At 72.5% G+C, this 12,677-nt stretch carries 9 protein-coding genes; 5 read left to right on the top strand and 4 right to left on the bottom strand.

Annotation, left to right across the window (positions count from 1 at the left end):
* Positions 1-4 precede the first annotated feature (4 nt).
* Entirely contained in the window at positions 5-1,018 is a 1,014-nt protein-coding gene (locus ACFXAM_RS09255; protein ID WP_380289068.1) for a metal ABC transporter substrate-binding protein, read from the bottom strand.
* Between the two features lie 191 nt (positions 1,019-1,209).
* Here ACFXAM_RS09255 and ACFXAM_RS09250 point away from each other — a divergent pair, with 191 nt between their 5' ends.
* A complete protein-coding gene (locus ACFXAM_RS09250) occupies positions 1,210-2,592 on the top strand; it encodes a glycine--tRNA ligase (RefSeq protein WP_380289066.1) in 1,383 nt (460 codons plus the stop codon).
* 143 nt (positions 2,593-2,735) lie between these two features.
* Here ACFXAM_RS09250 and ACFXAM_RS09245 read toward each other — a convergent pair whose 3' ends face one another.
* The gene (locus ACFXAM_RS09245) at positions 2,736-4,016 is read right to left on the bottom strand and encodes a hypothetical protein (protein WP_380289064.1); all 1,281 of its coding nucleotides are present in this window, start codon (positions 4,014-4,016) and stop codon (positions 2,736-2,738) included.
* 164 nt (positions 4,017-4,180) lie between these two features.
* Positions 4,181-4,792 (bottom strand): NADAR family protein, encoded by a 612-nt coding sequence (locus ACFXAM_RS09240; RefSeq protein WP_380289062.1) that lies wholly within the window; start codon positions 4,790-4,792, stop codon positions 4,181-4,183.
* A gap of 203 nt (positions 4,793-4,995) precedes the next feature.
* Between ACFXAM_RS09240 and ACFXAM_RS09235 the strand changes: the two genes are divergently transcribed.
* Positions 4,996-7,353 (top strand): LPXTG cell wall anchor domain-containing protein, encoded by a 2,358-nt coding sequence (locus ACFXAM_RS09235; RefSeq protein WP_380289060.1) that lies wholly within the window; start codon positions 4,996-4,998, stop codon positions 7,351-7,353.
* A 78-nt stretch (positions 7,354-7,431) separates the two neighbouring features.
* On the top strand, positions 7,432-7,860 hold the full coding sequence (locus ACFXAM_RS09230; protein ID WP_380289058.1) for a VOC family protein: 429 nt from the start codon (positions 7,432-7,434) through the stop codon (positions 7,858-7,860).
* A 407-nt stretch (positions 7,861-8,267) separates the two neighbouring features.
* Here the strand turns inward: ACFXAM_RS09230 and ACFXAM_RS09225 are convergent, their stop codons facing one another.
* Positions 8,268-11,615, bottom strand: a complete 3,348-nt coding sequence (locus ACFXAM_RS09225) for a HEAT repeat domain-containing protein (RefSeq protein WP_380289056.1) — start codon at positions 11,613-11,615, stop codon at positions 8,268-8,270.
* A 217-nt stretch (positions 11,616-11,832) separates the two neighbouring features.
* Here ACFXAM_RS09225 and ACFXAM_RS09220 point away from each other — a divergent pair, with 217 nt between their 5' ends.
* Positions 11,833-12,372: an RNA polymerase sigma factor gene (locus ACFXAM_RS09220; protein WP_380289054.1), complete on the top strand. Its 540-nt coding sequence runs from the start codon at positions 11,833-11,835 to the stop codon at positions 12,370-12,372.
* Positions 12,372-12,638, top strand: coding sequence for a hypothetical protein (locus ACFXAM_RS09215; protein WP_380289052.1), 267 nt, complete (start codon positions 12,372-12,374; stop codon positions 12,636-12,638). Before ACFXAM_RS09220 ends, ACFXAM_RS09215 begins: the two co-directional genes overlap by 1 nt.
* Positions 12,639-12,677 lie beyond the last annotated feature (39 nt).

Below are 12,677 nucleotides of genomic sequence, written 5' to 3'. Positions count from 1 at the left end.
CCCGTCAGCTGGTGGGGGTGGCGGCGGCGCCCGGGCCGGCGTTCGCGCCGGTGCCCAGGGCGGCCCGGAGGTTGGCCAGGTTCTGCCGCATGACGGTGAGGTAGTCGTCCTTGGCCCGGTCCTTGACGCCCTCCAGCGGGTCGAGGACGGCGGTGCCGAGTCCGAGGTCCTTGGCGACCGTCTCGGCGAGCCTGGGGCTGGCCAGGGTCTCGAAGAAGATCGTGGTGACGCCGTTGTCCCGGGCGGCCTTCTGGACCTCGGCGAGGCGGGCCGGGGTGGGCTCGGACTCGGGGTCGACGCCGTTGATGGAGACCTGGGTGAGGCCGTAGGCCTCGGCGAGGTAGCCGAAGGCGGCGTGGCTGGTGACGAAGGTGCGGCTCCGGGCGTCCTTCAGCCCGTCCTTGAACTCCTGGTCCAGGGTGGTGAGAAGGCCGACCAGCGCGTCGGTGTTCCTGCGGTAGTCGTCGGCGTGGGCCGGGTCGGCCTCGGCGAACCCGGCGCCGACGCTGCGGGCCACGGCGGCGTAGCGGGTCGGGTCGAGCCAGATGTGCGGGTCGCCGGCGGCCTCGTCGTGGTGGTGGCCGTCGTCCTCGGCGTGGTGGTCGTGGCCGTCGTCCTCGGCGTGGCCCTCGGGGAGGTGGTGGTCCTCCAGCGGGACGGCGGTGGTGGCGTCCACCGTGACCTTGGCGTGGGAGCCGGCGACCGCCTTGTCGACGGTGGGCTGCAGGCCCTTGAGGTAGACGATCGCGTCGGCCTTCTGGACGCGTCCGACCTGCTTGGCGGTGAGTTCGAGGTCGTGGGGCTCGACGCCGTCGGCGGTCAGGCCGGTGACCTTCACGTGCTCGCCGCCGATCTTCGTGGCGAGGAACTCCATCGGGTAGAAGGACGCGACGACGTTCAGCCGGCCGTCCGTACCCTGCGCGCCGTCGCTGCTGCCGCAGGCCGTCAGCGTGAGGGCGGCGGCGAGGGCGGTGGCGGCCAGGGCCAGGGTGCTGCGGGCACGTCGTCGGATCATCATGACAACCATTCTCAGATTAGATGGAAATGATTGTCAAATCACTCGGACGGGTGAACGGGCGGTGACGGTGAGTGGGCCGGTACCGGCGATACCGATTTGAACCCTGTACCCATATGGCCGGTAACCTGAGGTATTCGGGTACGCGCAACCAGCCGTGCCCTGACCGGGCCGTACGTACTGAAGAGAGCACTGTGGCAGCCGACAAGATCGAGACGATCGTCAGCCTGAGCAAGCGCCGTGGCTTCGTCTACCCCTGCAGCGAGATCTACGGCGGCACGCGTGCCGCCTGGGACTACGGTCCGCTGGGCGTCGAGCTCAAGGAGAACATCAAGCGCCAGTGGTGGCGTGCGATGGTCCAGGCCCGCGAGGACGTCGTCGGACTCGACTCGTCGGTGATCCTGGCCCGCGAGGTCTGGGAGGCGTCCGGCCACGTCAAGACCTTCAACGACCCGCTGACCGAGTGCCTCTCCTGCCACAAGCGCCACCGGGCCGACCACCTGGAGGAGAAGTACGAGGCCAAGCACGGCTTCCCGCCGCCGAACGGCCTCCAGGACATCAACTGCCCGGACTGCGGCACCAAGGGCCAGTTCACCGAGCCCAAGGACTTCTCGGGCATGCTGAAGACCCACCTCGGCGTCACCGAGGAGGCGAGCGGCCTGGCGTACCTGCGCCCGGAGACCGCCCAGGGCATCTTCACCAACTTCAAGGCCGTCCAGACCACCTCGCGCAAGAAGCCGCCGTTCGGCATCGCCCAGGTCGGCAAGAGCTTCCGCAACGAGATCACCCCCGGCAACTTCATCTTCCGGACCCGCGAGTTCGAGCAGATGGAGATGGAGTTCTTCGTCAAGCCGGGCGACGACGAGCAGTGGCACGAGTACTGGCTGCAGCAGCGCTGGGACTGGTACGTCGGCCTCGGCCTGCGCACCGAGAACATGCGCCTGTTCGAGCACCCGAAGGAGAAGCTCTCCCACTACGCCAAGCGCACGGTGGACATCGAGTACCGCTTCAACTTCGGCGGCACCGAGTTCTCCGAGCTGGAGGGCATCGCCAACCGCACCGACTACGACCTGTCGGTGCACAGCGAGGCCTCCGGCCAGGACCTCAAGTACTTCGACCAGGAGTCCGGCGAGCGGTACTTCCCGTACGTCATCGAGCCGGCGGCGGGCCTCAACCGCGCCCTGCTGGCCTTCCTGCTCGACGCCTACTTCGAGGACGAGGCGCCGAACGCCAAGGGCGTCATGGAGAAGCGCGTCGGCATGCGCCTGGACCCGCGACTGGCCCCGGTCAAGGTCGCGGTGCTGCCGCTGTCGCGCAACGCCGACCTCTCGCCGAAGGCCCGCGGCCTGGCCGCCGACCTGCGCACCGCGTGGAACGTCGAGTTCGACGACGCCGGTGCCATCGGCAAGCGCTACCGCCGCCAGGACGAGATCGGCACGCCGTTCTGCGTGACGGTCGACTTCGACACCCTGGAGGACAACGCGGTGACCGTGCGCGAGCGCGACACCATGACGCAGGAGCGCGTCTCGCTCGACCAGGTGAAGTCCTACCTGGCCGCGCGCCTCATCGGCTGCTGACGCCCGATCGCTTCGCGGGGAGCCCCCGTCCGCCCCTCCCGGGCGGGCGGGGGCTCCTGCTGTTCCCGGGCCGTCGCGCTGCCCGCCCGGCGTGCTTCCCGCCGTCGCGACGCCCGCCGTCGCGCACGCGTCGGCGCGGCCCGTCAGCGGCGGCCCCAGCGGGAGCGCGGCCGGGCGGCCGGGGCGGTCGGCAGGCCGGCCGTGCGCAGCGCGGCGAGCGTGGTGCGGTGGCGCGCGGGATCGTCGAGCAGCGGCGTGAGCAGTGCCTCGTACAGGTCCGGGCGGCCGGCCAACGCGGCGGCCAGCCGGACCAGTTCGGCCGGCGGGCGGATCGCCGGCAGCCCGCCCAGCAGCAGGGCGGGCAGCGGCGGGGCCATGGTGACGGCGAGCGCGGCGAGGTCCCCGGCGGGCCGGCCGGCCGCCTGGCGCAGCAGCGTGCGGGCGTCGGCGGCGCGGTCCGCCCGGTAGAGCCCGGTGGCCAGCGCGGCCAGCTCGGCGGTCGGCGCGGAGCCCCACTCCCAGAGCAGGGTGACGCCGTCGGCGTGCTGGCCGGCCCGCTCCAGGGCGTCCAGCAGCGCGGGCAGCGCGGCGGCCGGGCAGGAGCGCAGCGCGTGGAACAGGTCGCCGGCCTCCTCGGCCAGCCCCGCCTGGCGCAGCTCGGCGAGGGTGGTGGCGGCGTGCTGGGGCCCGGCGTGCACGGCGCTGCGGACCAGCTGGACGGAGGCGCCGGCCGGGCCGCGGCGGGCGAGCAGGGCGGCCAGCTGGGCGGTGTCGTGCGGGGTGAGGTGCTCGGCGCCCTGCTCCAGGACGGCGGCGGCCTCCTCGGGGGAGGTCCGGCGGTACAGGGTGGTGATGCGCTCGGCGAGGGCGGACAGTTCGGCCGGGGTGCGGCGCCGGGGCGGGGCGGGGGGCGCCTGCTTCCCGGCGGGGGCCTGCCCGCCGTCGTGGGGGCGGCCGGTGCCGCCGGTGCGCACGCCGTCGTGCCCGCTCGTGCTCGTGCTCGCGCTCGTGGTTCCGCGGTCGGCGGCGGGCGGGGCGGGCGGGGCGGGTGGAGCGGGCGGGGCGGGGGTGGCCGGCGGGTCGGTGGGCGTGCCGGTGGGCTGACGCGGGATCCAGCGGCGCGGCGCCGGTTGCCGCAGCCGGTCCTCCAGCTCCTTCAGCTGGTCGCTCAGCTCCAGGCAGCGGGCGCCCAGCCCCTCGCGCAGCGTCCGCGCCTGGGTCAGCTGCCGCAGCAGCTCGCCGTCCGGCCGCTGCCGCTCGGGCAGGGCGCGCAGCGCCTCGGTGAGCCGGCGCTCGCGCTGCCCCGCGTACTGCCGGGCGCGGAGTAACTCGTCCAGCTGCGCTCTGAGTTCGAGAGCGGCCTGCTCGCTCTCGCTGCCGCCCGCGTCCGGGGCGAGGGGCTGTTCCGTCTGCCGTGTACGCATGATCACCGCAACCTGTCCAACTGGGCCCTGACGGCAAGACATCCTCGCGTCGGAATACGGCGGTGGCGTTACGGCAGTGCGTCCACTGGCTTGCGAGTGGTGTTTGGGAGCGCGCGGGGCGCCGCGGTGGTGAGCACCCCGGCGCGCGCGCCCGGCCGGAGCGCCTACCCGGCGGCGGTCGTGGCGGTCGCCGTGGCCGCCGCCAGCCGGGTGCGGGCCTCCATGAGGGCGAAGCCGAGCAGGTTCTCGCCGCGCCACTCGGCGGGGCGCCGGGCGCGCTCGTCGTCGGCGCCGAGGCCGATGCCCCAGATCCGGTCGAGCGGGCTGGCCTCCACCAGGACGCGCCGGTGTGTCGACAGCAGGTAGCCGAGCAGGTCCTCGTGGCCGCCGAACTTGGCCACGTTGCCCCGGACCACCAGCTCGAACCGGCCGGCCGTCCACGTCGCGTCGTCGAAGTCGCGGACCTGCCGGCCGAGCTTCTTCGCCTCGGCGGGGCTCGCCGCCGCGAGGATCCGGGCGAGCGTCCGCCCGTCCCCGAACATCCGGGCCTTGCCTGCCATCATCCAGTGCTCGGCGGTCGCGTACTCGACGCCGTCGACGGTGAACGGGTGCCCGGGCCACCACTGGCTCAGCACCCCGGGGCCGAGCGAGCCGTCCCGCTGCTCCTGGTGCCCCCAGAACATCAGCCACTTGGGCTCCGCCCCGGCCGCCACGGCGGTGGCCAGCGCGGCGCGGTCACGGGTGTCGAGGGGGTCGGTCGTGCGTTCGTCGCTCATATCGTCATGCTGACACGAAGGGGTCCGCGGCGACCACGGATTTTCCCGGTCCCGGCCGCACGGTGATGGCGGCGAAACAGTTGAGCCATGAACTAAAGAATGTGACATATTATCGGGCTCGGTCGAATCCGGACGTATCGTCACGATTCCTCCCGGAGGGCGCCCTCACCCTCCGCACCCTCGAACACCTCCTGGAGTCCCCCATGAGCGACCGCATACCATCCGCCGCCGGCGGGAAACGCCCGGCACCCGCACACCGGTCCCGGCTCCTGCCGCCCGGCAGGGCGGTCCTCGGGGCCCTGGCCGCCTCGGCGCTCGCGCTCGCGGTGGCCGCGCCGCTCGCCGCCCCGTCGGCGGCCGCCGCACCGGCGGGCAAGGCGGCCCGGGGGCTCGGCGCCCAGCGGCCGATCGGCCCGGACCCGGCCGTCGACCTGCTCGCGCACGGCAACCTCACCATGGCGTCCAACTCCGTGCTGACCTGTGACGACAGCGACGGCTCGGTCTGCAACGACACCGAGGGCACCAACAACAACCGCACCAAGTACGTGAAGACCGACCCTGACGCCCCCGGCGACAACGCGTCCTCCGCGCAGCTGGTCATCCCCGCCGGGTCCCAGGTGCGGTCGGCCCGCCTGTACTGGCAGTTCAACCCGACCAACACCAGCAACGCGGGCGGCACCTCCGGTGACATCAACGCCGGCGACAAGGTGTCCTGGAAGGTTCCGGGCAGCTCCTCCTACGAGCAGCTCACCGCCGACACCTACGACTGGTTCGACCAGCAGGTCGGCGGCACCCCGCCGGAGCCGCTGCTCGCCGGGGCGGGCGTGAAGGACGTCACCGCCCAGGTGAAGGCCGCCGGCCCGGGCAACTACACCGTCGCCGGCATCCAGGCCTGCGCCGGGCGCTCCTCCGCGCAGAACTTCGGCGGCAACAACGTCGGCTGCTGGGGCGGCTGGTCGCTGGTCGTCGCCTACGAGAACCAGGCGGAGCCGCTGCGCTACCTCCAGGTCTGGGACGGCTTCCAGCTGCTGCGCAGCCCCGACAACCTGGCGACGCTCACCCTCTCCGGCATCCACACGCCCGCCACGGCCCCGCCGGCCACCATGGGCGTCACCGTCGGCGACGGCGACGTGCCGATCGCGGGCGACCAGCTGCTGGTCGGCTCCTCGGTCGACGACCTGACGGTGCTGCCGATGCCCGGCCCCGCCGGCACCGCCACCGACAATGCCTTCACCAGCCGGATCGACCACGTCGCGGCGAACGGCACCGGCAGCAATCTCACCACCCGCACCCCCGCGCCGGTCAACAACTACGGCTACGACGCCCGGACGATCGACGTCACCGGCAGGATCCCCGCCGGCAGCACCCAGGCCGTGCTGCGGATCAACGGCGCGGGCGACGCGCTGCACCCGCAGGCCGTCTGGCTCGCCGTCGACGCCCTCGAACCGGATCTGCAGATCACCAAGGCCAACCAGCCGGCCGGCTCCACCACGAACAACCCGCCCGGCAACGTCGACCCCGGCGCCGAGATCACCTACACCTTCACCGTCGCCAACCGGCACAAGGACGGCACCGCCGCCGACCTCGACACCGCCACCGGCGTCACCCTGACCGACGCGCTGCCCGCCGGAACCGGCTACGTCGACGGCTCCGGCCCCGGCTGCACCGCCGCCGGACGCAACGTCACCTGCGCCGTCGGCGACCTCAGGCCGGGCGCCGAGACCACCGTCTCCTTCCGGGCCCGGGTCGACGCGGGCCTCGCGCCGGGCACCAAGCTCGACAACACCGCCTCGCTCGCCTACCGGGGCGCCCAGACCGGCCGCGACCAGCAGCGCACGAGCAACACCGTGCGCAACACCGTCTCCGAGCACACCGGCTACCGGATCGCCAAGACCGCCGACAAGGCCCAGGCCCTGCCCGGCGACACCGTGAAGTACCAGGTGGACATCACCAACACCGGGAACGCCCCGCTCACCGGGCTGACCGTCACCGACGACCTGAGCGCCGTCCTCGACGACGCGGACTACAACGGCGACGCCGCCGCCACCGCCGGCAAGGCGTCCTACGCGCAGCCGGTGCTCAGCTGGACCGGCGACCTGCCGGTCGGCGCCGGGGCCCGGCTGACGTACACGGTGAAGGTGAAGGACCCGGCCGCCGGGGACCACACGCTGCGCAACACCGTGGTGGCCGACCGGCCCGGCGGCAACTGCCCGGCCGGCTCGACGGCGGGGGAGTGCACCGCCACGGTCACGGTGACCACGTTCTCGCCGACCCCGACCGCCTCCCCGACCGCCACCGCCACCGCCTCGCCGACCACCGAGCCCACCGGCTCGCCGACCACCGATGCCACCGGCTCCCCGACCGCCTCCCCCTCGGCGCCCTCGACCGGGACCGGGACCGACAGCCCCCGCCCGCAGCCCACCACGACCCCTGACCGCCCGGGCGGCAGCCTCGCCCAGACGGGCAGCCAGGTCGCGCTGATCGGCGGCATCGGCGCCGCCGTCGTCCTCGCCGGCGCGGCCTTCGTCCTCGCCTCCCGCCGCCGGCGCCACCGGCACTGACGCGCCCTGAGCCGGAAATGAAGGCGGCCCCACCGCTGTTGTCGGTGGGGCCGCTTTTCCCTTCCCCGAGGAGCCGATGTGTCCCGGCCGTCCGACGAGACCCCCGCCGTACGTGAACTGCGCCTGGTCGTCACCGCCGCCGACTACGAACAGGCCCTGCACTTCTACCGCGACGTCCTCGGCCTCCCCGAACGCGGCGCCTTCACCTCCCCCGACGGCCGGGTCACCATCCTCGAAGCCGGCCGCGCCACCCTGGAGATCGCCGACCCCAACCACGCCGACTTCATCGACGAGGTGGAGGTCGGCCGCCGCGTCGCCGGCCACCTCCGGGTCGCCTTCCAGGTCGACGACGCCACCGCCACCACCGCCCGCCTCGCCGCCGCGGGCGCCGAAGTCCTCGCCGAGCCCGTCCGCACCCCCTGGAACTCCCTCAACTCCCGCCTGGAAGCGCCCGGCGCCCTCCAGCTCACCCTCTTCACCGAACTCGGCGAGCCGGCCTCGGACTGACCTCCTCGAACGCTCCGGGGCGCCCTTTCCGGTTCAACCGACGGCGTTCGCGCGCTCCGCGAGCCGCAGCAGCTCGTTCCTCGTAGAACACGCGGACGTTCGGTTCGTCGGGCACCGCGTGATTGACGTAGACGAGCGTGCCCGGCTCCAGCGCGCGGATGCCCGCGAGCGCCTCCTCTGCGAGTTCGTCGAAGGCGCGAGCCGATGACGCGTCATGAGCGGTGAACCGCACGACGTCCGAATCCCGTGATCACTACTCCCCTTCCCGGGTTTGCAAGGTCGTCTGGTTCACGGATGCGCCGGACCTGCCGGCGCCCGTCCACGGCTGGGGAACGGCCGTGGGGCTCGTGCGGGGCCGTCGGGTCGCTGTGTGAGGACCCCGTCGGCGGGGGCGCACAGCGGACGGACTACTTCAGCAGGGCGAGGGCCCGTTCAGCCGTGAGGCGGACGTTCTCGTTGTCATCCTTTGCGAGTTCTCCGACCAGGCCGGGCACCCCGGGCTCGTTGGGCCACAGCAGTGCGAGCAACTTGACGGCCACCACCCTGACGTCGGCGGAACTGTCGGCTCGGGCGGCCTGCCGAGTGATCGGGAAAGCCGCGTCCCTGGCCCGCCAGGCCATGAGGGACAAGGCCGTGGCGCGGATGCGGTCGTCGGGGTCGGTGGTGGCGTTGCGGAGGGTGGTGTGGGTGTCGGGGTGCTCGGGCCAGTGTCGGGCGAGGATCCGCAACGCCGTGCCGCGGATCTTCGAACGGCGGGCGGCGGCGTTGTGGAGGGTTGCGAGGGTGTCGGGGTGGTCGGGCCAGCGTGTGGCGAGGATCTCCAACGCCGTGCCACGGACCTCCGAGTGAGGGGTGGCGGCGTTTCGGATGGCGGTGTGGGTGTCGGGGTGGTCGGGCCAGCGTGTGGCGAGGATCTCCAACGCCGTGCCACGGATCTCCGAGTGAGGGGTGGTGGTGGCGTTGTGGAGCGTGGCGCGGGTGTCAGGGTGCTCGGGCCAGTGCTCGGCGAGAGTCCGCAACGCCGCGCGTCGGACGATCCATTCGGGGTCGGTGATGGCGTTGCGGACGGTGGTGCGAGTAGCGGGGTGCTCGGGCCAATGCCTGGCGAGTACCGAGAGCACCTCGTATCGGGTTGACCATTCGGGGTCGGTGGTGGCGTTGTGGATGGTGGTGTGGGTGTCGGGGTGGTCGGGCCGGCGTTGGGCGAGGATCCGCAACGCCGCGCCACGGATCTCCGAGTGAGGGGCGGCGGCGTTTCGGATGGCGGTGTGGGTGTCGGGGTGCTCGGGCCAGTGCTCGGCGAGGATCTCCAACGCCGCGCCACGGATCCTCGAACGAGGGGTGGTGGCGTTGTGGATGGCGGTGTGGGTGTCGGGGTGCTCGGGCCAGCGTGTGGCCAGCGTTCGCAACGCTTCGACACGGACGAACCAATCGGGGTCGGTGACGGCGTCCCGGACGGTGGTGTACGTGTCCCGGTCGTCGGGCCAGTGCGCGGCCAGCGTCCGCAACGCTTCGACACGGACGAAGGACTCGGGGTCGGTGGTGGCCTTGCGAACGGTCGTGTGGGTGTCGGGGTGGTCGGGCCAGTGCTTGGCGAGCACCGGAAGCGCTTTGTAGCGGATCGACCATTCGGGGTCGGTGGTGGCGTTGCGGATGGTGGTGCGGGTGTCGGGGTGGTCGGGCCAGCATTCCGCCAGTCTCCGCAGGGCAGCGGGCCGGAGGTTCAGATCCCACGAGAGGCGGGTCTGGCGGATGACCTCGGTGAGGTCTCGGCCGAGCGTTGCCGCGATCCGGGCACTGGAGGACTCGGAGCGGATGCTGTCCAGCACTTGGTCAGCGAAGTACCACCGCAGGAACTGCTCCCTGCCGTTCCAGAAGTGGTCGAACGTGGCCAGTGCAGGCAGGGCCTCCTCGACGTTGAGGACTGGCCGGCGACTCAGGGCAACGCAGAGGGCATCGATGACGGCATCGCTCTGAGCGGCCACCGAAAGCCGCTTGGCATCCGGCCGCCCTGAGAGGGTTCCGATCTCCTCGACCTCGGCCAGGGTTCGAATGGCGAGTACCAGCAGGGGTGCCTCGCTGGTCCTTTCCTCTCTCCGATGCCTTTCGAGCAGGCAGCCGAGGAGCGCCGCGACGTCCCGTTGCTTGAGCTTTCCCGCCGTGAGCAGGATGACTTCATGCCAGGCGGGATCGCCGGCCCGCTCGTCGAGGAGGCTCACCAGCTCCTCCCGGCTCCATTCCTCCTCCTCGCGCCGCCGCAGGATGTCGGCGGCGGCGAGGTACTCCAGGAACGTCCGGTGGACGAAGCCGTAGATCCCCCCGCCGTAGTGGGCCAGGAGGAAGTTGCGGGTGCTCAGGTGCTCCACGACGTGGTCGGCGGCGATGTCGGCGGCAGGGCGGGAAATGTTGTGCTCGGTGAGGTAGCCGCCGATGATTCCGGCCAGTTCGTCGCGCTGGACGTAGGTGCCGCCGGGCTTTCCGGTGCCGTTCTGCATGCGGCGGGCGACGCGTTCGAGCAGCTTCAGCCGGCGGCTGGTGTTGAGCCACTCCAGGGCCTGCGCCGCCTCGGCGTTCGAAGGGGACTGCGGGGTGAGGAACTTGGCGTCCTTGTCCCAGCGGCTGATCAGGACCTCCACCGCGTGGGCGTAGACCTCGCGGCGCTCGCGGGGGATGGCCCTGCCGAGGCCGATGGCGGCCAGGATGGTCAGCAGCAGCGGATTGCCGGACAGTTCCGCGACAGCGCGAATGTCGCGTACAGCGCCGAGGAGCCGTTGGGTCAGACGCTCGGCTTCGTTCAGGTCCTCGGGGTGGGCGGCGGCGTACCAGCGGCGGACGAACGTCTCGACCTGGTCCCGTTCCAGGTTCTGGAGCATCACCTGAGCGAAGCCGGTCGTCGTGAACGCGCCTGGCCGGTAGCCGTATTCGCGTGACGTCACGATCGTCCGCACACCCGGGTGGGCGGCGGCGAAGGCGGTGATCCGGCGGGCCGTCTCGGAGCGGACCTCCGGGTCGAAGATCTCGTCCAGGCCGTCGAAGACCACCAGGGCCCGGCCGCCGGCGAGGAGTTCTTCGAGAACGGTCCGGGGCAGGCACATCCGTTCCTGCCGGTGGAGGTGGTCGAGGAAGTCCTCGATCGTCCGCTCCCGCCAGGCCGCCTGCGCGTACTGGCGCAGTTCGACCACCACCGGGACCAGGCCGGTCAGGGGGGCGAGTTCGGCGGGGACCTCCTCCAGGGCCCCCGCCAGGGCGAGCGCCAGGTACTTGGAGAGCGTCGACTTGCCCGCGCCGGGGTCGCCCAGGACGACGAGGCGCCGGCCGGCCTCGCTCGCGAGGACCTGGAGCACCGGTCTGGCCGGCTCCGTGCGCTGCGGCTCCGGCAGCTCGTGTTCCTCGACCAGTTCGCCGCTGGTGACCAGCAGCCGCCGCACCTCGCTCGGGACCCTCTTCTCGTGGGCGCGGGCGAGCTGGGGCATGAAGACGTGCCGCAGCTCGATCAGCGGTTGCTCGCCGGACCGGCCGGTGGGGCCGAGGACGTCCAGGTTGAGGCGGCGGTAGACCTCGCGGACGCGCTGGAGGTAGGCCTGGACGGCCCCCTCGGTGTCCATGGGCGCGGGTTCGGGCCCGGACCCGTGGTGGATGTGCAGTTCCCCCACGGTGTTGCTCATCACCACGGACCCGCCGACGGTGCTGCCGCTCACCTCGTTCCGGCTGTGCGGCAGGTTCGACGGCTTCCGCTTCCACGACCAGAGCGACACGGCTCCCCCTCGTTCCCCACCCCGGGTGACGAGAACGGTAGCGCGCGGGGAGGAACGGGTGTGAATCCTTCGGGGGCGTCGACGTCTCTTATGGACAGCTGCGGCGAGGGCCGGGCGGAAGAGGAGACGGTGATGATGGTCTGGGTGGCCGTGGCGGTCGGCGCGGCGCTGGTCGTGATGTGCAGTGTGACGGTGCTGAGGAAGTGGGGGCGGCGGCGTGGCTGAGGTGCGGGAGTGGCCGGGGAACGCGGTGGTGGCCGCGGCGCAGGACGGGGACGTGGAGGCGATCGCCGCGTTGGTGTCGGGGGCGCATCCGCACGTGCAGCGGTTCGCGCGGTCGCTGTGCGCCACGCCGGAGGACGCCGAGGACGCGGCGCAGGAGGCGCTGATCATCCTGTACCGCAAGATCGGGATGCTGCGGGCGACCGGGGCGCTGGCCTCGTGGATGTTCCGGATCGTGCGCAACGAGTGCCTGCGGCGGGCGCGCCTGGTGGTGAGGGAGCGGCCGGAGTCCTACGACGGGCTGTCCCGTTCCGTGGAGGACGAGGTGCTGGGGCGGCTGGAGGCCGGGCGGGTCGCCGAGGCGATCGCCGCGCTGCCGGCGGACCAGCGGCGGGTGCTGATCATGCGTGATGTGCAGGGGCTCAGCGGGCGGATGGTCGCCGATCGGCTGGGCCTCAGCACCGCCGCGATGAAGTCGCGGCTGCACCGGGCCCGGGCGGCGGTCCGTGCCGTCACCGTCGCAGGGGAGTGGTGATGGCCGGGGAGTCGGGGTATGCCAGCCGGACGCTGGCCGAGCACCTGGTCCGGGGCGGGGTGGGGTTGGGGGCGTTGGCGGGGGCGTTCGTGCTGCTGCCGTTCGCCGGGCCGGTGGCACTGCTGTTGCTGCCGGTCGGGCTGCTGGCCTTCCGCGGGTGTCCGACGTGCTGGGTGATCGGGCTGGTGGAGACGGTGTCGCGGGGGCGGCTGCAGCGTGAGTGTGCCGACGGGCGGTGCGAGTTGAGGAAGGCCGGGAGGACGTAGCCGCGTCGTGGCCACCCGCCCCGGGGAACGGGTGGCCAC

Source organism: Kitasatospora sp. NPDC059462, from assembly GCF_042749955.1.
Classification (GTDB): Bacteria; Actinomycetota; Actinomycetes; order Streptomycetales; family Streptomycetaceae; genus Kitasatospora.
The sequence above is the reverse complement of the archived record's forward strand: the minus strand, read 5'-3'. Positions and strand labels throughout refer to the sequence as shown.

Coding starts and splice junctions, on each gene's coding strand:
- ACFXAM_RS09240 (WP_380289062.1), bottom strand. CDS start 4,792: ATGAGCGACGAACGCACGACCGACCCCCTCGACACCCGTGACCGCGCC.
- ACFXAM_RS09255 (WP_380289068.1), bottom strand. CDS start 1,018: ATGATGATCCGACGACGTGCCCGCAGCACCCTGGCCCTGGCCGCCACC.
- ACFXAM_RS09235 (WP_380289060.1), top strand. CDS start 4,996: ATGAGCGACCGCATACCATCCGCCGCCGGCGGGAAACGCCCGGCACCC.
- ACFXAM_RS09245 (WP_380289064.1), bottom strand. CDS start 4,016: ATGCGTACACGGCAGACGGAACAGCCCCTCGCCCCGGACGCGGGCGGC.
- ACFXAM_RS09215 (WP_380289052.1), top strand. CDS start 12,372: ATGGCCGGGGAGTCGGGGTATGCCAGCCGGACGCTGGCCGAGCACCTG.